This is a genomic window from Paenisporosarcina quisquiliarum, assembly GCF_043641925.1.
GTDB lineage: Bacteria > Bacillota > Bacilli > Bacillales_A > Planococcaceae > Paenisporosarcina > Paenisporosarcina quisquiliarum_A.
The window spans coordinates 73,429-93,165 of sequence record NZ_JBHZRU010000014.1; the positions used below are offsets into that span (position 1 = coordinate 73,429).

Here is a 19,737-nt window from a genome sequence, read left to right on the forward strand (position 1 = left end):
TAAAAAATAATAGTTGGAAACTACCTGTATTCACGGAATGAGAACTATGATAAATTTATATTGTAAAAATTTACAAAATAGTTGTTTTTTTATTATGTGAAGAGTAACTAGGTTTTTTAATGGGGGAAGAATTGTGCAACTGAAAAAACTATCTAATGATAATCACGAAGAAGTTATGAAATTATTTGAGGATGATAAATTATATTATTATTTCTTGATTGATGGATTAATTAAAAATAATTATCAAGGTGATTTTAAAGTATTTGGAGAATATCAGGATAATCAATTAGTTTCTATATTAGTGAATAATTTTAATAATATTACTTATTTCTCAAAGTCAGATAGAGACATTAGTATTTATAAAAATTTACTAAAAGAATTAACTTACTCAAAGTTAAGTGGACCGAGCTCCCTTATGCAAAAGTTCACTCCGTATGTCGATGTGAAGGAAAATACACTGTCCTATTTAGGTGTAGTAAAAAACATTTCTGCTTCAAGAAAGCTCATGGAGCCTATTAGAATAATTGAAACCGAAGATGAAATTAGTATGCAATATGATTTATTATTATCCACAAATGAGTTTTCAAAAAGCCTACCTAAAGAAAAGAAGGAATATGTTCGACTTGAATACAAGAGATTAAAAGATACCAGTGATCGTACAGTGTTTTTAGAGGTAAATGAAGAAATGGTGTCCTCTTGTTCGACAATAATGGAAGACAAAAACAGTGCCATTGTTATTGGTGTAGTTACAAATCCAAAGTTTAGAAATAAGGGATATGGAACAGAAGTGTTGATAGGGTTATTTCAAATGTTGTTGGAAGAAGGAAAATATCCATATTTATTTTATAATAATCCTGCAGCTAGAAGTGTATATCAAAAAATTGGAATGACTGAAGTCTGCGAGTGGCGAGTGATTACTATTTAACGTTTTTCCTTATTCAAGCTTCTGGGAAATTCATCAGTTCAGTTATTATTTATTGAAATCAACAATATTATTAAACAAGGAAACAATAAAGTAGAGAATCCCATACGAAGTTTTGAGGCAGCCGAAATTGTATCTTCGGCTGCTTCTTTTTTGTGTAGAGGAATCACTTCTTTCATTAACCAAACCGCAAGTAATTATTTTTTGAGAACTGTAACATTTTTCCTTATGGCTACGTCAAAGTTTATATAGAGATAGGGGGCGGTCGAAATGAAGAAAAAGATGTTGGGGTTATTATTCTTGGCCATTATGTTGGTACTGTCAGCTTGTAGTGCGAGTGATGAGATGTCCGAATCAAAGAATTCCTACGATGAAGATATGGGGGATATGGAAAGTACAAATGAAATCGCAACAGAAGAAGCAGAAAATGTGGCGAGTGATTCGATTCAAACCAGTAATTCAGACGATTCTGCTGAAGTATCGACAGAAGGGGCAGTTGTTGAAACAAATCGCATGATTATTCACCAAGCGAGTTTAAGTGTGAACGTGAAGGAATTGGATAAAGCGCAAGCAAATATTGAACAAAAGGTAGCGCAATATGGTGGATACATTGTTGAATCCAATGTCTATCAAGAAGACGATCAAACAAGCAGTGGGAACATGGTTGTCCGTATTCCCGAAAAGCATTTCGAGAAATTTTTAGCAGACGCTGAAGGGCAAGCGGCTAAGGTCCTTGAACGAAATGTTACTGGTCAAGATGTAACGGAACAGTATGTCGATTTGCAATCACGTGTTAAATCGAAGAGAGCTGTTGAAGAACGACTACTTTCCTTTATGAGTAAGGCTCAAAAAACAGAAGACTTATTAAAGATTTCTGCTGACTTAGCGAAAGTACAGGAAGAGATTGAAGTGATGGTTGGAAAGATGAAATATCTTGAGAATCAAACATCCTTCTCTACAGTGGAATTATTAATGTATGAAAATAAAGTAGTCGTACCCGAAATCGAAAGCAAAGAGCTGAATACATGGGAGAAAACGAAGAAACAATTAGCGAACAGTACCAATTCATTGCTTGCTACTGGTTCAGCTTTAATCATATTCTTTATTGGAAACTTGCCAGTGTTGCTTATTTTGGCGTTGATTGGATTAGGTGTGTATTGGTTTGTTCGAAAAAGATTGCGTCATGTAAAGAAATCATGAAAATAAAGCAGCTCCAATAAGGTTAAAGGGTTCTCTAGCGTAGTACAAAATCTCAAATGCACCTGTAAATAACTATTGAACACCTAAGAAATTAGCACCGCATATATTTAGCGGTGCTTTTTGTCATTATTGACTGAAAAAGATATTTAAGAAACTCTAAATTTCTTTAGTAATAGCTGTTGAACACCCTGGTATTCACAACACAATTGATATTAAGGCTAAACATGTTTAGGTGAACAATGCTAAAGGAATATGAAAAAGGAGAGATATAAGTAGATAAAGAGGTGAAAAGAATGGAAATTTATACAATCGGACATTCAAGCCATTCACAAGAGGTATTCAAAAATATGCTAAAAGAAAACAAAATTGAGCTATTGGCAGATGTAAGAGCGTTTCCAGGCAGTCGAAAATGGCCACAATTTTCAAAAGATGAGTTTCCTAAATGGCTTAATGAAGAGGGTATTACATATGAACATTTTTTGAAATTAGGAGGAAGACGTAAGAAATCAAAAGAGATTGCCGAAGAGGTAAACGCAGGATGGCGCAATCAATCGTTTCATAATTATGCGGATTACACACTGACCGAAGAGTTTCAAATTGGAATAAATGAACTTTTGGAGAAAGCGTCTGATAAAAGAACAGCCTACTGTTGTTCGGAGCGTCATCCTTCTCGTTGTCACCGTTTGCTTATCAGCAACTATCTAGTAGCGAATGGACATATTGTAAAACACATCATTGATGGGAATGATGATCAAATTGAGGTCGTGGATCACGAAGTAGGTATTTGGGGAGCAACTGCGCAAGTCAATGACAATGGGACGGTCACATATCCCAAAAATGTTTGACCATTTGAATGACTCGTACTTCACCTAATCCAGGTACTCAACATTACTATGCTCTTTTTCGAATCGATAGCCGCCTAATATATCCGTCTCCTCAAGCATTAGCTGCTCGACGTGAAAATTACCAAAGTTAAATACCCTTTAGAACATTTCTTATTTCCATCAAATCATCAATGACGAAATCAGCTTGAGCTAGTTCCTTTTCTTGTGAAAAATCAAATCGACATCCAATCGAATGCAAGTTGTTTTGTTTGGCTGCTTGTATATCGGATAGTCTGTCTCCAATGACCATTCCGTTTGTAATGCCATGCAGATTAATGATTTCTGTCACGAGATCCGTCTTATTCTGTGTATGTATTTGTTGAATGCTAAACGTTTCGGTTACCCATTGATCGAGACCATAATAGGAAACAATGGCCTTTAAATATTCGGTTTGTCCGTTACTTGCGATAAATAGGGAGTGACCATTGCTTTTTAAATAACGAAAGAGTTCTATTGTGTTTTGATATAATGCGCCTTTACCCGCGTTAATATTTGCGATTAATCTTTCGTGGAAGAATGCATTCGCACTTTCTCGCCATTCATTTGTCGCGTCAGGTAAAAGTGTTTCCCATACGACAGGCAATGGTACGCCCATAATCTCTTGGTACTTTTTAAGTGGCGTTTCTTTAATCCATCTGTTTTGAGACCGTAAATTGTCAAAAGTATCTTCTAGAGATATTTCTAAAATGTTGTTTGTTTGAAAAAGGGTTCCATCCATATCGAAAATTATTGCTAGTGACATCTAAATCCTCCTAAATCGATTACATTTGATTTGTATTTTTAGCTCTGATTTCTTTTAGTAAAGAGATGATTTCCTTGTTCTGCTCAACTTGTAGATCAGAGTTTTCTTTAATGAATCGAATCCATCGAATAAGAAAGGCTACGATAATAAAGGGTAATCCATATAAAATTGATAGAAATATTGTTTCCATGTTGGATGCTCCTTTCATTTGATTATTTAGATTGAAGTTGGAGATTACTTAAGCTGACAACGGGAATTCCAGCTTCTATATAGCTTCTAATCAATTTCCAGTCCGTGTTATGTTCACGTCTAAAAGTTTGGAAAAACAAATTAGCAGTATTTAATCTTTTTCCATTAATCACTAAACTCGCTGATATAACGGAAAGCCATTCATCCTGCCTTAAGGGAATGCTATAAAGTTCATTTAAATCCCATTCTCCCTGGTTTTCTTCGATGAAGTTAATACCTTGTTCCCAACCAATTAGTGATTCAGTGTAGCCGAAGTCTACGATTTCTCCATTTGTGATTTCCCTAGCTTGATAATCTGGAGAAATCAATTCTTTCATTTCAACTAAGGAAGAATTACTCCAGCAAGCCAAATAGTGTTTCAAAAATTTTCTGAAATGATCAACCATTTTAAATCCCCCTCTTTAAATAGATACGTTAATACATTGACGCAACCAATCTAAAATTGGTTCGTTCAATCTCCACAATTCACTTTTGTATTCTCTAAACTATTCTTCTAGACATTTAATAGATCCTTCATTTTTACTATCAATATTCGTTCTCTCACCAAAGCTTCCCTCTATTGCAGTTTAAAATCCGCGATTTAAAAGGATATCCCTCTTCACAAATCGAATAAGAGAAGATAGACGAAAAAGGAGGAAGGACAATGATTTGGAATGAAGAACTCGAATTCACCATGTTTTCATCCGCACATTTTGTTGCCATTATTGGGTTAGTCCTCCTGATAGTTCTTCTGTTTGTTTTTAGGAATAAACCAACAATCGAAGAAGGAAAAATGAAAACGGTCGAACGGTTTTTCGCTATCACGTTGTTAGCGCTGGATATACTCTATTACGTTTGGCTTTACCAAACAGATAGGTGGAATTGGAGTCATTCCTTACCGCTAGAACTCTGCAGTATAAGTTTAATTGCTGCGATTCTTTTACTTTGGACAGATAATAAGCATTTGTATGAGTTCGTTTTCTACGCAGGAATTGGCGGTGCCATCCAAGCAATCGCAACGCCTGTTTTAGATATGGGGTATCCGCATTTTCGCTTCTTCCACTTTTTTTATACTCATGTCGGAATTATCATCACGGCACTGTATTTCACTTGGTATAAAGGGTATCGACCAACGTTTAAAGGAATTGTGAAAACGATGATTGTACTCAATGTTTTGCTACCAATTATATTTATAATGAATATTGTCGTGGATGGTAATTATATGTTTTTGCAAAGAAAACCGGACAATGGTAGTTTATTAGATTACTTAGGTCCTTATCCATGGTATATTGTAACTTTAGAACTAGTTTCTTTTTTAATGTTTTTCATCTTATGGATTCTTTTTAGAAATAAAACTGAAGATTCATTGTAAAATTATGAAAAGGAAATATTTTCTGAATTATTACATTCAATTTTTTGGTAATGTGTTATAATTTTTATATTCATAGGTAAGAAGGTGCAAGAGATTTGGAAAAGTACAAAATTTTTGATATTGCATTATTCGTGGTGAGTGTCGCGATCGGTTTATACTTTGCGCCTTTAGAAGTAGACCTCGTTAAATATATTGCTGTTTTTTGCATCTATCTATTTTTCTCGATTATGTATACCAATTATAAGGTTATACAAGGAAACGGTACTGCTACATATGATTATGGAATGTCATATAGTCAATCGTTTGCCTTATTTGCTGGCCCTTTTGGTCTTTTGATATTTGAAATTTTTTATCGCTTCTCTGTTTATTTCCAACGTAAAATTACCAAAACAGCTGATGCCGATGAATTTACAGATACGTTCTTTAATATCGGAACTTTCGTAATTTATAATACAATCGCATATATATTCTTTATGTCTCTATATCCGTTTTTTGAAAACGTTCCATTTGGTTATTCAATTTTATTCCTTCTGGCAGCGCTGGTCATTATGGTTTTTGCAAATTCGTTTCTTCTTTTTTCCCTGTATTTAAGTGGTAATATTCATTCGTGGAATGAAGTTAGTTCATTTTTAAAGAGAAGAAGTATGTTAGATATCGTTGTTAAAAATGCTTTAACAAATGGTCTTTTGTATTATTTTGTGATGGAAAATCAATGGGAAATGCTCATTGTGTTACTTAGTTTAAATTATGTTGTCAGCAAATCGTTCCTTTCCAAACAAGAAAATAGACAAAATGAAATTGAGCGTGACTACTTCAAGGAAATGGCGTACACCGATTTCATGACAGGTTTAGCAAATCGTGCCATGATGGACAAGCAGATGAGTGAAATCAATGGTAGCAATGAAGTGCTAGGTATTGTTGTTATTGATATTGATAAATTTAAACGTATAAACGATAACTACAATCATGCAGTGGGTGATTTGGTCATTCAGCATTTTGCTAAAATGCTCAAATCGAGAGTTAGAAAAAACGATCAAGTTTTCAGAAGTGGTGGGGAGGAATTCACCCTTTTCCTACGTGATCGCACCTATGAAGAGTGTATTGAATGCTTAGAAGGGTTGCGTACACAAGTAAGTGAGCAACCAGCTGAAGTTGAGTTTAATGGTGAAATGACACAGATTTCCTATACGGTTTCATGTGGACTTTACTACAATGCCATGGTGGAAGAACTGCCAATGGAGCGAGCTTATATTTATGCCGATCAGCTTCTATTAGAAGCAAAAGGTCGAGGACGTAATCGACTAGTAGTGAAAAATGGACTAGAAACATATAAATGAACATAAAATGAACCTTCTCAATTTCTTTTGAGGAGGTTTTTTTGTACGTATAAAATTTGGGTTTCAGAAAAAAGAGACACCATTCACCGTTTTGTCACCACATCCTTTATTGACTTTCAAAAGTTTACCCCCTAAACTAATTTTAATGGTTGAGGGGGTAAACTATATTGGATAAGCGTATTCAAGAAGCAACTGAATTGTTCGAAGAGGTTCTGATTTATGGGACAGAACGAGTGTTGAAAAGTGTGGATAATCCACTTTGGAAAGAGTATTCGCCTGAGCAAATGCAGGTCCTGAAGTTGATTAGTAAAGAAGAGTCGATGACAGCTGGTCGCTTAGCTTTACTCCAAGGGGTACACAAAAGTGCTATTTCCAGTCGCCTAAAAAAGTTGGTGGAAAAAGAATTGGTTGTTATTATGCCATCGGGGGATAGGCGTGAGAAGTTAATTGAGCTAACAGATAAAGGCCAAGATGTTGTGGAACAATCCAAACAAGTGCTAGATGAATATATAGGCTCTTTATTATCAGATCATGTTAAAGACTTAGAAATCGAACAATTTCTCGTGACGTTTAGAAAGCTTAAAGAAATATTGAAAATGGATGGGGTATAAGAGATGCGCGCAATTTTAAAACTGAAATGGCCGATTTTAATCGGTGTTATCGCAATGACGGTTCTGTTGTTTTTATTAGCACCCAATTTAACAAATCAAGCCGAAGAAGCAGGTTCATTCCAATTGTCAGACGATGCCTCGTCTCAAATGGCTGCTAAGATGCTTGCTGATGCAGGCGAAAGTGATCAAACGATTTCGGTTGTTATCGAGTTAGAAGAAAAGTTATCGGATGACGTCCGTGAACAGTTGAGTGCGATGTCTACGGAAATTGAAGCACTTGGGGATGTAGTTACGAGTGTTTTAAATCCTGTGGAAAGCGAAGAAATCGAAAAGCAATTAGTTTCAGAAGACCAACAGACTGTCTTAATTCCAATTACAGTTCAAGGGTCTGATGAGAAAGTAAACGAAGTGGCTGACGATATTCGAACGTCCATTATTCCTTCTGATATGAAGGCGTATGTAACAGGTGAAGCGATTATCAATAACGATGTAAACGAAAGTGCACAAGAAGGATTAAAACGTACTGAAATTATTACGGTCGTTTTAATCTTTGGGTTATTGTTGGCGGTATTCCGTTCGGTTATTACACCGTTAGTTCCATTAGTAGCAGTGGGGATTACGTATTTGTTAAGCCAATCATTTGTGGCGTTTTTCATCGAATGGTTTGGTTTTCCTGTATCGAACTACACGCAAATTTTCTTAGTGGCGATTTTATTCGGAATCGGAACAGACTACTGTATCCTGCTATTAAGTAGATATAAAGAAGAGCTTTCTGCAGGACACGCGGTTGAAGATGCGATTGTTAATACGTACAAAACTGCTGGTCGCACACTGTTGATTTCAGGGTTGGCTGTCTTTATAGGATTCTTCGCGATAGGCTTTGCAGAATTCCCAATCTTTAAGTCGGCTGTAGCTGTAGCAGTTGGGATCGCTGTGTTGATGCTGGTTTTATTCACCATCGTGCCAATCAGTATGGTGTTGTTAAAAGAAAAACTATTTTGGCCATCTAAGAAGTCAGCATCTCATCGAGATAGTGCATTATGGATGTGGATGAGTAAGCTTTCTGTGAATCGCCCTGTGCTCTCGATGTTAGTTGTAGCGGCAATCACAGTGCCATTGTTATTAACATACGATAACTCGTTATCGTTTAATACAGTAGACGAAATTGGTGACGATTACGAATCCGTTCAAGGGTTACGTGCTATTGAAGATGGATTTGGAAAAGGCGATTCATTGCCAGTTCAAGTCATCATTCAATCTGACGAGACGTTGGCGAATGAAGAAATGATTCCTTATGTCGAGCGACTAAGTCAACGTTATGAACAAATTGAAGGTGTTGATAAAATACGTGCTGTTACTCGACCAACGGGTGAAATTCTCGAAGACTTGTATGTAGATCGTCAGCTTGGACTTATGGCTGATGGATTATCTGAAGCTCGTGATGGTTTAACAGAAATCGGTGCTGGTCTAGATCAAATCCAATCAGGATTAGCTGGAGCAGGTAATAGCGGTGGGTTAGATGAAGTGGCTGCAGGGCTTGGACAATTAAATGAACAGTTAGGTTTAACTACACAAGGTCTACAACAATCAGGGAATGTCCAACAAACAGTCGGTGCACTAACGGCGATAAGTCAACAACTGGGACAAATTCAACAAGGTATAGCTAGTGCAGGTTCTGGAAGTGAAGGGCTAACTCAAGTAACGGAAGGGCTTGCGGCTTCAAATGAAGGACTATCAGAAATCATTAAGGGTCTAACAGAAGTTAGCGATATGATGACAGCTATGAGCGAAAGTAAAGCTGTTCGCGATACAGGGTTGTTCATTCCTGAAGGTACACTTGAAAATGAAGACTTTGCAAAAGTCTTGGAGAGATATACGTTTGCTGAAGGTACTGGCTTAAAGATGGAAGTTATTCTATCTGACGATCCCTATTCACCGGACGCGATTGAAACGGTTCAACGTATTAAGGATGCAACTGAAGCGGAAGTGAAAGGGACGCCACTAGAAGATACTGATATTGCGTTTAGTGGGATTGCGAGTATTAACAGTGATTTAGCTGATATTTCATCCAGTGATTTCACAAGCACTGTGGTTATTATGTTAATTAGCTTGTTTGTTGTATTGGCGATATTGTTCCGTTCGATGATCATGCCATTGTTCATGATTGGTTCATTGTTGTTAACGTATTTCACGTCCATTGCGATCGCTGAACTTATTTTCGAAAATATTCTAGGGTTTGACGGTATTAGTTGGGCTGTTCCGTTCTTTGGATTTGTGATGTTGATCGCACTTGGTGTCGACTATTCAATCTTCTTGCTCGATCGTTTCCGTGAAGAAGCAGAGAGTGGATTGACCGTGCGTGAAGCGATGCGTATTTCTATGGCGAAGATGGGTACAGTTATTATCACAGCCGCAATTATATTAGCCGGTACGTTTGGCGCAATGTTACCATCAGGTGTTCTTAGTCTGATGCAAATCGCATCAATTGTCGTGATTGGACTCCTGCTGTACGGATTAATTGTTTTGCCATTATTAATCCCAGCCATGACAGTTTCATTTGACCGCGGAGTTTGGTGGCCATTTGACATGAAAAAGAAAAAATAATTATTAAAAAGACGATTCGATGTTAAGAAACTTTAACGTCGAATCGTCTTTTGTTGTATGAATGTATTAAAGGCCAATAGGTAATTGGAAAAGAAGATAATTGCTTGTCCATTTCTCGCTTTCAATCACTACTCTTTCGCCGTTTCTCTCAAAAAAGTAACCAGATCCATCTTTCTCAACAAACTCCCAGCCGTTTTTTTGTAGTCGCTTTTTCAGAGATTCTTCGGCAATGTCTTCCGAATCATCTGTAACAAACCATATATATCCGTCTTCTTGAGTAATTTTAGAAAGCGGTAAAGTAGAAGTGGTGGCTAGGTTCGCTACTTCATATTTGGTTTTATTCGAAAATGGCAGTTCAGGATAGTGAAATTTCGTTGAAAGTGCCATATAAGTACTAATTACTCCTATAACTAGGATTGCTGCGATCCACTTTTTCATTGAATAAACCACCTTAACTCTTCCGATTTCAATACTTACTCATTAGACTCTTCAACTAGATGAAAAGTTCCAACATTTCAATGTATTCCCAAAATATTAAAAGAATGAAACTTCTTTCTTTATTTAATCGTATATTTAGCAAGGAGTGATGGACATGTGGGAGACGTATCAACAAAAACAGTCAGAATTGCAACTGTTAATGAATGAAGAAAAACGCTTGGTTCGTAAAATGGAATCATTAAAACAAGAAATTCTCGATTATTCAACGAAGCGAAATGAACTGGAAAGACAATTAACAAAAGAACAACTGGATGTGGAGAAGTTAGAGGGGTTTTCATTCACCAATATGGTTCGAAATTGGAGAGGTACTTTAGATGAAATTCGGGACCAAGAGAAGGCTGAAGCAGCAGCGGTTGAACTGAAATGGAACGAAGCAGTGAAGATGGTTGAAGATCTAGAACAAGAAGAACGAAATGTTCGGATTGAGTTAGCCGATGAAAGCTTTAGAAAGTTACAACCTCGATGGCAACAACTGATGGATGAGAAAAAACAATGGTTAAATGAAAACTCACCTGAAAACTATGCTGTTATCGAAAGTTTATATACAAGAAAAACAGAAATCAAAACGATGTTAAAAGAAATAGATGAGGCGCAAAGTGCAGGAACTACTGCGAAATCTTTATTGACGAGTGCGATTGATCAACTCGCATCAGCCAAAAGTTTTTCAACATGGGATACGTTTTTAGGGGGCGGGATGATCGTTACCGCAATGAAGCATAATGCCATTGATGAATCTGAAGACACCATTCACCGAGCGCAGATGGCACTTCAACGCTTCCAAAGAGAAATGAAGGATGTGCAAGCGTTAGAAGCAAGTGCATTTACCGTGGAACGAGGGAGTTTTATCCAAGTCGCTGATTATTTCTTCGATGATATTTTTAGTGAGTGGACCATTCATTCACGGATCAAAAAATCGCAAGGGAACTTAGAAAATACAAGCAGAGACGTTTCGACTGTATTGCATTCTTTAGATGAAAAGAAGCGGTTATTACAATCGGAATTAACCGAAGTAGAAAGTAAAAGAAAAGAAATGATTGAAGCGTAATGCAGGAATTTGAGAAGAACCCTCGAAAGATACATGAAGAGATATCTTAAGGAGGGAAAGTATGTATCACACAATTGAAGAGTTTTTGGGAGATTGGTCATATGAAAGTTCAGCCACACAAAAATTATTAGACTTGTTAACAGACGAGTCTTTACCCACACGAGTTGCTGAAGAAGAACGCAAATTAGGGTTTTTAGCTTGGCATATTGTAGTTTCGGTACATGAAATGATGTCGCGAGTAGGACTTGAATTCGATGCGCCGCATCATAACGCCAAAATGCCATCATCTGCAAAAGAAATAGCAGAGGAATATGAGAGAGCGAGCGAAAATTTATCCACTGCCATGCGCGAACAATGGTCAGATGCAGATTTATCCAAAGAACATGACATGTATGGTGAAATGTGGTCGAGCGCAAAAACATTAGATGTATTAGTGAAACACCAAATTCACCATCGAGGTCAATTGACTGTTTTAATGCGTCAAGTAGGTTTAGCCATGGTTGGCATGTATGGGCCTTCACGTGAAGAGTGGAAGATGTACGGTGGAGATGTTCCAGAATAAAAATGGCGGATAACATACGGCTTATCTTGGAATGAACTAAATAAGGGTCAGGAGGATGAAAGATGTATTACGTAGCGCTTACCTTTTTCGTCATATTAGCCTTATTATTCATAGCAGGTAATCTAAAAGTAGCGTATCTCCTAACTCAATTAGGTTTTAGCTTTGAAGTGATGAAATTCCTGCTATTAGAGGCGATTATACTAACCCTATCAATTCTAATCTTGCACGGCTCAAATTACTCAACTACTGGGTTTGGGTTAGGTGGAATCGTGTTAGGTATTGTTGTACCTACATTGTTATTATCGACAAGAAAGAAAGTAAACCCTAAGCAAAGGAGCACCAAGCCTAAGTACATGTCACAACGAGAATGGAACTGGCGTCACTACGAAATTGGCAGAAGTGACCCAACAGATAGTGGTTTTGGAAGTTGGTGAAAGAAGGACGGTGCAAAAATTGTAAGTAGTGATTTCCATTACTGTGGACGCTTTCCGCGGGCAAGACTTCAGCCGCTTCCCTCGCGATGCTCAGTCCAGGGTCTTCAGTTCTTGCTAATTCCGCTGGAGTCGCCACCTCCATTCCAATCAATTGCAGCATTTGATTTATTGGGTCCAAAAGCAACATCTGGTTAATTGTGTTCATGTAACATGTAATCTCTAAAGACATAACTTTTTTATTCACATTAGATAATCAGTTCTAATCACTTAATAACTCTGCAAACTACTTTAGTAGGTAATTGTTTGGCTATTCCTGAAGACTCCTGTGGATAAACGAAATACGCAAGACCTCAAAAGCCAGCTGAGCCGAGGAGGCTGGTGTTTCGTCCGAAGAAAGCGAAAGAAATAGACAGCAACATTTTTTTGCTATTCGCAGAACTTCAAGTTATTGTTTACCACTCTTTTGTTAAGAGTCTGAATCAACTTCTGAAAAAAGAAGTTGATTTTTTTGTTGCCAATTATTACATAATGTAATATAGTACATTATAACAGTAATGCACCTAAAATTTAGGTAGTGGAGGAGGCGCGAAATTGAAGTTTTATGAAGAATCGGATCTTCCCATTTATGTTCAACTGGCAGAGTGGCTTGAAAATGAGATACTGCGCGAACAATTTAAAGCGGATGAAAAAATGTACTCCCAGTACCAACTTGCCGATCTATTTACCATCAACCCCGCGACAGCTGGCAAAAGCTTAACGATTCTACTCGACAATGACATCTTGTATAAGAAAAGAGGGCTGGGTATGTTCGTAACAGCTGAAGCAAGAAACGTGATTTTATCCAAACGAAAGAATGAGAAATTAACGACACTTGTAAATGGGATAGTGGATGAAGCTGCGCGCCTGGAAGTACAATTTGATGAACTAATCGACATGTTAAAAAGAGCGAAAGCAAAGAATGAAGGGGGAATTGATCGTGATTGAATGTAAAAATATCTCGAAAAAGTATCGTCGACACACTGCTTTAGAAGATTTTCATTGCTCAATCCAAGAGAATACCATTACCGGTGTCATCGGCCGTAACGGAGCGGGGAAATCCACATTCATGAAATTAGTAGCAGGCTACTTGAAGAAGTCACAAGGTGAAGTGGTGGTAATGGGAGAGAATCCTTTCACAAGTCTTAAGGTGTCAGCTAATACCATTATGATTGACGACAACATGAGCTTACCGATTTCGCTCACCTTAGGAGAACTCTTGCAATCTTTTGCTTTGTTCTATCCGAATTGGAATGATTCTTTAGCAAATGAATTGATGGCTTACTTTAAGTTATCACCTAAAATGTATGTTCAAAACTTATCTAAAGGGATGAGAAGTACGTTCCATGCCATTATTGGATTTGCTGCACGTTGCCCACTCACGATCTATGATGAGCCGACAACCGGTATGGACTCAGCGGTACGCAAAGATTTTTATCGTGCTTTATTGAAAGACTATCTCGCCTTCCCGAGAACAATTTTACTTTCTAGTCACCACTTAGAAGAAATCGAGAATTTATTGGAAGATGTGTTGATTATTCATAACCAAAAAGCATTCATGCATCTATCCATTTCGGAGTTAAAGGAAAGTGTTATGGCTGTAAAAGGAAGTAAAGTGGAGGTCGATCGATTTGTCTCGATGCATGAAAAGTTAGACTATAACGAAACAATCCCAGGGACTGTGATGGCAGTTGTGAAAGTTAGTCAATATGTACATCGCGAGAATTTCCCTCAACTTACTTTTATTAATCTGACAGCCAATGAAGCATTTATTTACTTAACGGATAGCCAAGAAGGAGGAATTGATCGTGTCTTTGAACGAAATGAGCTTGTTTGATGTCGTGAAAAAACAAGTTCAATTTAAAGTGAATTCGTACAACGGCATCTTTCTTTCGCTAATTATTCTTCAGATATTTGGCTTATTCGTTGCCTCTCTTGGGGAAAGTTCAATGTCAGAGCCTGGGTATGGTCGAGCGGTTTCAACGACTTATTATGGCAATGGCTTCTTAATTGGTGTAACGGCAATGTGGGTATTCATAAGTGTTTTGCTCATGACAACAAAAGCATATAAGGAAGATGACTTCACCTTTATAAGTACGAGATGGAGCCGTCTATTGTCTAATATGAGTTTCACGGTTATATTGGCCGCTCTTGGAACAGTCACTACCTACTTGTTAACACATGTATTAAAGGTCTATTTAGTTTTTAATGATGAAAAAATAATTGAAGTTAATACCTTTTCATTTTTTGATCTACTTACTAGTCTGTTTTTGTTGTTTTTATTTTTGTTCTTTCTTGGATTGTTTGGTTATACGGTAGGATCCATCTTTCAACGAAATAAAGTAGCTGCATTCCTAGTAAGTGCATTATTCATCTTTATAGGTTCAATAACGATTGAAGCAAATGGGGAGTATGTTAATTCTCTGATCTATTTTTTTAGTAAAGAAACCTCGGTTTTATTGTTGGTAATAAAATTCGGGATTGTGAACAGCCTATTGTTTTTCGTTACATGGATGGTAACTAATAACGAAGAGGTGAGAGTATGAGTATTTTAATTGCCATTCTCCCAATCCTTCTTCTGCTCGTAATCATCGGGATTGCAAGCAAGAAATTTAATCGTGATTTAGTTGTTTTGAATAAAACGAGAAAAAGAAGCACGATTACTCCTAAGAAGACGAAATGGATTTTAGTGGGCTATGTCATGTTGTTACTCGGATTTATGATTGTATCCTTTTCACTCCCTCGTAATGAACCTGAATTCGAGCCGGTGAGCATTGAAAAAGAACAGCGATTTGTAGAGATGTATAAAAGCTTATCTAGAGGCGAAAAGGACGAAGTTCCTTCAGATTTAATAGTTGATGAATGGGTTCAAGAAGTCGAGGGCGATACATTTAGAATAGTTAATGAACACTCGAACTGGTTGCCAATTCAATTAGTAATTGAAAAGGTTGAAACAGACGACAATATAATTCGAGCGTCTCTTTATAAAGGTATTCATATTATCAACTCATATGAAATAGCGGACATTGTAAATAAATTAAGACTAGATTGGGATCAAGAAAATTTAACGATTTTATTAACGGAGAACCCATCTATTTCATTGTCTTTTTATGAGGCTGAGTTTATGCCAAATGGAGTAAAGAGTGAGAGGTGGAATCCTTCTCAAAATAGTATGTCAGAACAGTATCCGATTCTTTACCTCCAAGTTCCAAAACATTTAAAACTTATCGCTGATGAACATGTAATTGAGGTTTTCGATAAATAAAACAGCATTATCTTTAAAGAAGGAGGGGTTAGTCTTGTCAATAAATGAAATGAGCTTGATTGATGTCGTGAAAAAACAACTGAGACTCAAATTTCTATCACACCATTCCATTTGGTTGGCTCTAGTGGGGGTTCAATTGTTTGGGATTTTATTAAGTGCTGTGGCGACAAGTTCGGGAAGCTCATCGAGTGGAAATATTTATACGACTTCCCACGTCTATAGCTCATCTTTCTTACTAATCATGACCTATATATGGGTAGTTGGCACAAGTGTTTATTTAGGTCTTGAATCATCGAACCGAATAGATTATACCTTTGTGACCACTCGATTAAGTCAATTTATTTCAAACGTTATCTTTCTGATTTTTATAGCAGCTATTGGTGCGTTCACTGCTTATTTTGCTAGTTCACTCATTCCGCTTGTTCAACGACTCTTTGTAAACGGAATTATCCTGAATACCTCGTTTACGTTTGTCGAACACATCATGAACATAACGGGAACCTTTGGTTATATATTCTTGTTTGCTTCATTAACATATTTAGTTGTCGTTTTGTTTCAATTTAATCGATTTATTCCTCTAGGGTTTTTAGTAGTGTATGGCTTAGCGAATCTTCAATTAGCCAAAATAGGTGCGGATTCCTTAATTATCCCACTCTATAATTTTTATATAGGTGAATCTTCATTGAGTTTGTTTATGTTAAAAGCGATTGGGTTATCGACGATCCTGCTAGCACTTGCTTGGTTCGTAAATCGTAGTAAGGAGGTGCGATATTAATGAGTATTATTTTACTGCCTCTAATCATCATTTTACTAATTACGCTTGGCTTTCAAGCAACTAAAAATAATTCACATAAACCTCTTGTTCGACTTCCTCGGAAGGTAAGTGTCTATATTCTTATGAGCTATTTCATAGTGATCGTGCTTGCAACATTTGTTCTTTATTTAATTCCATTAAATGAAAATAGTGAATTTCAATCAATTGATCAAGCAGAGGTAAACCGGTTTACTTCATCATTCGTCAGTTTATATGAAGGGAAATTCGAAGATGTGGATTCAAAGTATCTCATGAAGGAATGGGTTCAAGAAGTTAGAAACGATGAGTTTTATTTAAAACCAAAAACACTTGGACAAATGCCGGTATTAATTACAATTGAACGAATTCCTGGCGATTCAAATCGTATCGAAGCTTTCCTGTATGAAGGGAAACTAATCATGAATGGGTATGAGGCGAAAGATTTTAATAAACACAACAAAATAGACCCAAGCGAAAATGGCTTAACCATTTCAAGTACGGGGACACGCTCGTACGACTTGGCCTATTTTGAATACGATATGTTTACAACCCAGTTCACAAAAAATGACTCAGACAGTCATAGAAATTCTACATCAGAATGGTCATCGAGACTACATTTGAAAATTCCTGAATCGATAAATGTTACAATCGATGAAAGTATTGCACATCAAGTGAACGAACGATAATGTTTACTCGAAGATAAGAGGAGAATGACTATGCATGTCTACGTTTTAACAAAAGATCCGCTTGAAGCACAAGGCATTAAGTGGATGATTTCTTCTCAATTGCGTGATGTTTCTATTGAAATTGAAGATTCTATAGAGGGGTCTACCGTAGATCGTCAATCTGGAAAATACAATTTTTTTATCATCGATTTGGATATTCTGCCCGTCATGGAAGAATCCTTTCTTCCGGCAGGTTCAAGATGGCTTGGCCTTTCATCCAATCGTACGTTCCAAACTGCTTACGGTGCCTTAAAGCATAAAGCCGAAGATGTCTTATTTCGACCTTTTCAACCTGAACAGTTAATCAAAATCATCCATCAAGCACGGTTTCGTTTGCGCAATGAGCAAAATAGATTGCCTCAAGACCAAACCGTTCAAAACACCATGTTCACGTACCAGGATTTATTGTTGACAGAGACGTTTCCGAATTCGCCCGTGTTAGTAAGTGCCATTGTTTCTTCCAATAAAGAACAGAGCTCGGAACTAGTAAGAACACTAGAAGGGTTTTCATTTCCCACTCAATTTCAAGTATTTCCATTCTCTGATTTCACATTAGTCGTCCACCGACTAAATGAACAATCACAATTAACAGAAGCCTATTCATCGTTCTATGCTCTATGGAAACAAAAGTCAGATACGTTGCTCTCCTTTTATTTATATGAATCGGAAAAAGGGCCAAGTATGCGTAGCTTGTACCAAAAAATGCGGAGGTACCAAGAACGTATTTTTTATGATGGCTACGATATTGTTTCTGTAGAAATGCAAGACTTAATGTGGCGAGAGCTAGATCCGTTTTTATCGCCCATTGAGCAACGAATATGGATTGAAATGTTAGAAAAACAGGAGGTGAAAGCAATACGAGACTGGCTCGAACAAGATCTCCTTGTCTTAGATGCCCCATTTCCAGATCCTGAAATGGTTCGCATACGTTTAACCAGTGTATTAGCCCAAATCCGCAGGTATATGACGGCTAAATCAATGCGCTCAGGAATGTTGGAAAAACAATATCATCAAATTTTTCAAGACATCATACGCGAACCTGTCATGTATATCATTATTCAAAAACTAAACGACTTTATTGGTTTATTAATGAAAGAACCTGCTCTTGCCACTTCAGGACAGTCAAGCTTCCCTGAAAAAGTGCGATCTATGATGGAATCAAATTACTGGAATCCAGCTTGGAACCTAGCCGCCTGTGCAGACGCGCTACACATCAATAAAAGCACACTAAGTAGAAAATATCACCAAAGTACAGGTGTGAAGTTCCGTGATGCCTTACAAGAAATCCGAATTCGAGAAGCAAAGCGCTTATTAAAAGAATCCAATGCCTCTTTAGAAGAAGTTTCTCGTTTAAGTGGCTTTACCCATCAATCCTATTTCAATGCGAAATTTAAGAAGGCCACTGGTCAAACGCCTTCAAGCTATCGGTTTTAAAGAGGATAAAACATACGTCAACACATTCATCATTGTTTATTTTTGTAAATAGGTTTACATTGTTTGTATAAAGGTTATACAATCTATGTACAATCATTTAGCAAAGGAGATGGGAAGATGAAAAGTTTAAATATGATCGCACTTTTACTTGTTATTATCGGTGGCTTGAATTGGTTATTAGTAGGTTTATTCCAATGGGATCTTGTAGGAGGACTATTTGGAGGAATGGATAGCCCAATCGCTCGCGTAGTTTACGTCTTGGTTGGTTTAGCAGCAATTTACTGCATTACATTATTCAAAAAAGTAGCATAATCGATTTTGGAAATTGTATAACCTTTAAAAGACCGATAACTTTGATCGGTCTTTTTTTTGCGGAGTAAAAAAATTGCTGATGCAACCAAGTGGTTCTATTCATAGGTGCAAAATACGAAATCGCGTCCCAAATAGCAGTTTAAAACGAAATGATGTTAGCATTGCTTTTTTGTGGCTTTCCGACAGAAAGTTATACAAAAAAACACTGATTATTTTCTCAGTGTTTTTTGGTTCTAATTTATAGTAAGCCTAATTTTCATTTAAGCTAATTAAAATAAGCACGCGTTAGCCATCCATGTATCTCAAAAATAGTATCTACACCACAGATAATGAAAGAATATTACGTTCTTTCATAGGAGTTGAATAAGAATAAGCGTTCTTCATTATTGAGGAATCGCCTTCTAAATTTTTGTAATCAAAAATAAAACAAAAACCAAAGTCATTACTAGAACACTGTAACCATTTGGACCGTACGAAATTTCAGGCTCTTCTTGGTAAAGCTTCCTCCACATTATGTTTTTTCGTCGATAAAAGTAACCCCATACAAATACCCCGTATAAAGGAGTAAATATAATAAACTCAGTTATTATTTCCCCCATCTTTCCATCTCCCCTTGAATCCTACAATAAGAAATAAGGCTTCACTCCTTATTGAAGTAAAGCATCCGTTAGTTAAGCAAGGAAATTTATGCTTCGCTAGTTTTAGCGATTGTTTCTTTGTATTTATTTAAAGC

The 19,737-nt window shown here is 36.8% G+C and carries 22 protein-coding genes; 18 read left to right on the forward strand and 4 right to left on the reverse strand.

All coding sequences use genetic code 11. The annotated features are described in order from the left end of the window. Window positions 1–133 precede the first annotated feature (133 nt). The 3 genes from ACHUE4_RS11550 (at window position 134) to ACHUE4_RS11560 (ending at window position 2,967) form a co-directional block, all read left to right on the forward strand. Window positions 134–925 (forward strand): GNAT family N-acetyltransferase, encoded by a 792-nt coding sequence (locus ACHUE4_RS11550; protein ID WP_394190156.1) that lies wholly within the window; start codon window positions 134–136, stop codon window positions 923–925. 267 nt (window positions 926–1,192) lie between these two features. Continuing rightward, window positions 1,193–2,122, forward strand: a complete 930-nt coding sequence (locus tag ACHUE4_RS11555; protein WP_394190158.1) for a DUF4349 domain-containing protein — start codon at window positions 1,193–1,195, stop codon at window positions 2,120–2,122. A gap of 293 nt (window positions 2,123–2,415) precedes the next feature. Next, window positions 2,416–2,967, forward strand: a complete 552-nt coding sequence (locus tag ACHUE4_RS11560) for a DUF488 domain-containing protein (protein WP_394190160.1) — start codon at window positions 2,416–2,418, stop codon at window positions 2,965–2,967. 127 nt (window positions 2,968–3,094) lie between these two features. On the opposite strand, the gene ACHUE4_RS11565 is transcribed toward ACHUE4_RS11560, so the two are convergent. From ACHUE4_RS11565 to ACHUE4_RS11575, 3 genes are read right to left on the reverse strand one after another with little or no spacing between them, the layout of a single operon-like run. After that, window positions 3,095–3,748 carry an HAD hydrolase-like protein gene (locus ACHUE4_RS11565; protein ID WP_394190162.1) on the reverse strand — a complete coding sequence of 218 codons (654 nt, stop codon included), beginning with the start codon at window positions 3,746–3,748 and terminating at the stop codon, window positions 3,095–3,097. Window positions 3,749–3,767: 19 nt separating this feature from the next. Further along, window positions 3,768–3,938, reverse strand: a complete 171-nt coding sequence (locus tag ACHUE4_RS11570; RefSeq protein ID WP_394190164.1) for a hypothetical protein — start codon at window positions 3,936–3,938, stop codon at window positions 3,768–3,770. A 22-nt stretch (window positions 3,939–3,960) separates the two neighbouring features. Then, a complete protein-coding gene (locus ACHUE4_RS11575; protein WP_394190166.1) occupies window positions 3,961–4,383 on the reverse strand; it encodes a flavoprotein in 423 nt (140 codons plus the stop codon). 257 nt (window positions 4,384–4,640) lie between these two features. Here ACHUE4_RS11575 and ACHUE4_RS11580 point away from each other — a divergent pair, with 257 nt between their 5' ends. From ACHUE4_RS11580 to ACHUE4_RS11595, 4 genes are all read left to right on the forward strand, one after another. Next, window positions 4,641–5,348, forward strand: coding sequence for a YwaF family protein (locus tag ACHUE4_RS11580; RefSeq protein WP_394190168.1), 708 nt, complete (start codon window positions 4,641–4,643; stop codon window positions 5,346–5,348). Between the two features lie 95 nt (window positions 5,349–5,443). Beyond that, on the forward strand, window positions 5,444–6,685 hold the full coding sequence (locus tag ACHUE4_RS11585; protein WP_394190170.1) for a GGDEF domain-containing protein: 1,242 nt from the start codon (window positions 5,444–5,446) through the stop codon (window positions 6,683–6,685). Window positions 6,686–6,852: 167 nt separating this feature from the next. Further along, window positions 6,853–7,296, forward strand: coding sequence for a MarR family winged helix-turn-helix transcriptional regulator (locus tag ACHUE4_RS11590; protein WP_394190172.1), 444 nt, complete (start codon window positions 6,853–6,855; stop codon window positions 7,294–7,296). 3 nt (window positions 7,297–7,299) lie between these two features. Continuing rightward, on the forward strand, window positions 7,300–9,900 hold the full coding sequence (locus ACHUE4_RS11595) for an MMPL family transporter (RefSeq protein WP_394190174.1): 2,601 nt from the start codon (window positions 7,300–7,302) through the stop codon (window positions 9,898–9,900). A gap of 66 nt (window positions 9,901–9,966) precedes the next feature. Here the strand turns inward: ACHUE4_RS11595 and ACHUE4_RS11600 are convergent, their stop codons facing one another. Beyond that, on the reverse strand, window positions 9,967–10,338 hold the full coding sequence (locus ACHUE4_RS11600; RefSeq protein ID WP_394190176.1) for a tRNA (guanine(46)-N(7))-methyltransferase TrmB: 372 nt from the start codon (window positions 10,336–10,338) through the stop codon (window positions 9,967–9,969). 154 nt (window positions 10,339–10,492) lie between these two features. Here ACHUE4_RS11600 and ACHUE4_RS11605 point away from each other — a divergent pair, with 154 nt between their 5' ends. The 11 genes from ACHUE4_RS11605 to ACHUE4_RS11655 all read left to right on the forward strand — a co-directional run bounded on the left by ACHUE4_RS11605 (window position 10,493) and on the right by ACHUE4_RS11655 (window position 19,004). Continuing rightward, complete coding sequence (locus ACHUE4_RS11605; protein WP_394190178.1) at window positions 10,493–11,443, forward strand: hypothetical protein; 951 nt, start codon at window positions 10,493–10,495, stop codon at window positions 11,441–11,443. A 61-nt stretch (window positions 11,444–11,504) separates the two neighbouring features. Continuing rightward, complete coding sequence (locus ACHUE4_RS11610; protein WP_394190180.1) at window positions 11,505–12,005, forward strand: DinB family protein; 501 nt, start codon at window positions 11,505–11,507, stop codon at window positions 12,003–12,005. Window positions 12,006–12,067: 62 nt separating this feature from the next. Further along, window positions 12,068–12,439: a hypothetical protein gene (locus tag ACHUE4_RS11615; RefSeq protein WP_394190182.1), complete on the forward strand. Its 372-nt coding sequence runs from the start codon at window positions 12,068–12,070 to the stop codon at window positions 12,437–12,439. Between the two features lie 591 nt (window positions 12,440–13,030). Then, window positions 13,031–13,423 carry a GntR family transcriptional regulator gene (locus tag ACHUE4_RS11620; RefSeq protein WP_394190184.1) on the forward strand — a complete coding sequence of 131 codons (393 nt, stop codon included), beginning with the start codon at window positions 13,031–13,033 and terminating at the stop codon, window positions 13,421–13,423. Then, window positions 13,416–14,312 (forward strand): ATP-binding cassette domain-containing protein, encoded by an 897-nt coding sequence (locus tag ACHUE4_RS11625; RefSeq protein ID WP_394190186.1) that lies wholly within the window; start codon window positions 13,416–13,418, stop codon window positions 14,310–14,312. Before ACHUE4_RS11620 ends, ACHUE4_RS11625 begins: the two co-directional genes overlap by 8 nt. Beyond that, window positions 14,284–15,021 carry a hypothetical protein gene (locus ACHUE4_RS11630; protein ID WP_394190188.1) on the forward strand — a complete coding sequence of 246 codons (738 nt, stop codon included), beginning with the start codon at window positions 14,284–14,286 and terminating at the stop codon, window positions 15,019–15,021. Before ACHUE4_RS11625 ends, ACHUE4_RS11630 begins: the two co-directional genes overlap by 29 nt. Further along, window positions 15,018–15,740 carry a hypothetical protein gene (locus tag ACHUE4_RS11635; RefSeq protein WP_394190190.1) on the forward strand — a complete coding sequence of 241 codons (723 nt, stop codon included), beginning with the start codon at window positions 15,018–15,020 and terminating at the stop codon, window positions 15,738–15,740. The genes ACHUE4_RS11630 and ACHUE4_RS11635 overlap by 4 nt, the downstream gene beginning before the upstream one ends. A gap of 34 nt (window positions 15,741–15,774) precedes the next feature. Further along, window positions 15,775–16,515 carry a hypothetical protein gene (locus ACHUE4_RS11640; RefSeq protein WP_394190192.1) on the forward strand — a complete coding sequence of 247 codons (741 nt, stop codon included), beginning with the start codon at window positions 15,775–15,777 and terminating at the stop codon, window positions 16,513–16,515. Next, window positions 16,515–17,219 carry a hypothetical protein gene (locus ACHUE4_RS11645; protein WP_394190194.1) on the forward strand — a complete coding sequence of 235 codons (705 nt, stop codon included), beginning with the start codon at window positions 16,515–16,517 and terminating at the stop codon, window positions 17,217–17,219. The genes ACHUE4_RS11640 and ACHUE4_RS11645 overlap by 1 nt, the downstream gene beginning before the upstream one ends. 30 nt (window positions 17,220–17,249) lie before the next feature. After that, window positions 17,250–18,692, forward strand: coding sequence for a helix-turn-helix transcriptional regulator (locus tag ACHUE4_RS11650; protein ID WP_394190196.1), 1,443 nt, complete (start codon window positions 17,250–17,252; stop codon window positions 18,690–18,692). A gap of 117 nt (window positions 18,693–18,809) precedes the next feature. Further along, the gene (locus ACHUE4_RS11655) at window positions 18,810–19,004 is read left to right on the forward strand and encodes a DUF378 domain-containing protein (RefSeq protein ID WP_394190198.1); all 195 of its coding nucleotides are present in this window, start codon (window positions 18,810–18,812) and stop codon (window positions 19,002–19,004) included. Window positions 19,005–19,737 lie beyond the last annotated feature (733 nt).

What these genes read in the sequence shown, in the direction of transcription:
- ACHUE4_RS11595 (WP_394190174.1), top strand. Translation starts at nt 7,300, where the DNA reads ATGCGCGCAATTTTAAAACTGAAATGGCCGATTTTAATCGGTGTTATC.
- ACHUE4_RS11615 (WP_394190182.1), top strand. Translation starts at nt 12,068, where the DNA reads ATGTATTACGTAGCGCTTACCTTTTTCGTCATATTAGCCTTATTATTC.
- ACHUE4_RS11655 (WP_394190198.1), top strand. Translation starts at nt 18,810, where the DNA reads ATGAAAAGTTTAAATATGATCGCACTTTTACTTGTTATTATCGGTGGC.
- ACHUE4_RS11600 (WP_394190176.1), bottom strand. Translation starts at nt 10,338, where the DNA reads ATGAAAAAGTGGATCGCAGCAATCCTAGTTATAGGAGTAATTAGTACT.
- ACHUE4_RS11565 (WP_394190162.1), bottom strand. Translation starts at nt 3,748, where the DNA reads ATGTCACTAGCAATAATTTTCGATATGGATGGAACCCTTTTTCAAACA.
- ACHUE4_RS11560 (WP_394190160.1), top strand. Translation starts at nt 2,416, where the DNA reads ATGGAAATTTATACAATCGGACATTCAAGCCATTCACAAGAGGTATTC.
- ACHUE4_RS11605 (WP_394190178.1), top strand. Translation starts at nt 10,493, where the DNA reads ATGTGGGAGACGTATCAACAAAAACAGTCAGAATTGCAACTGTTAATG.
- ACHUE4_RS11555 (WP_394190158.1), top strand. Translation starts at nt 1,193, where the DNA reads ATGAAGAAAAAGATGTTGGGGTTATTATTCTTGGCCATTATGTTGGTA.
- ACHUE4_RS11580 (WP_394190168.1), top strand. Translation starts at nt 4,641, where the DNA reads ATGATTTGGAATGAAGAACTCGAATTCACCATGTTTTCATCCGCACAT.
- ACHUE4_RS11650 (WP_394190196.1), top strand. Translation starts at nt 17,250, where the DNA reads ATGCATGTCTACGTTTTAACAAAAGATCCGCTTGAAGCACAAGGCATT.
- ACHUE4_RS11645 (WP_394190194.1), top strand. Translation starts at nt 16,515, where the DNA reads ATGAGTATTATTTTACTGCCTCTAATCATCATTTTACTAATTACGCTT.
- ACHUE4_RS11575 (WP_394190166.1), bottom strand. Translation starts at nt 4,383, where the DNA reads ATGGTTGATCATTTCAGAAAATTTTTGAAACACTATTTGGCTTGCTGG.
- ACHUE4_RS11635 (WP_394190190.1), top strand. Translation starts at nt 15,018, where the DNA reads ATGAGTATTTTAATTGCCATTCTCCCAATCCTTCTTCTGCTCGTAATC.
- ACHUE4_RS11610 (WP_394190180.1), top strand. Translation starts at nt 11,505, where the DNA reads ATGTATCACACAATTGAAGAGTTTTTGGGAGATTGGTCATATGAAAGT.
- ACHUE4_RS11570 (WP_394190164.1), bottom strand. Translation starts at nt 3,938, where the DNA reads ATGGAAACAATATTTCTATCAATTTTATATGGATTACCCTTTATTATC.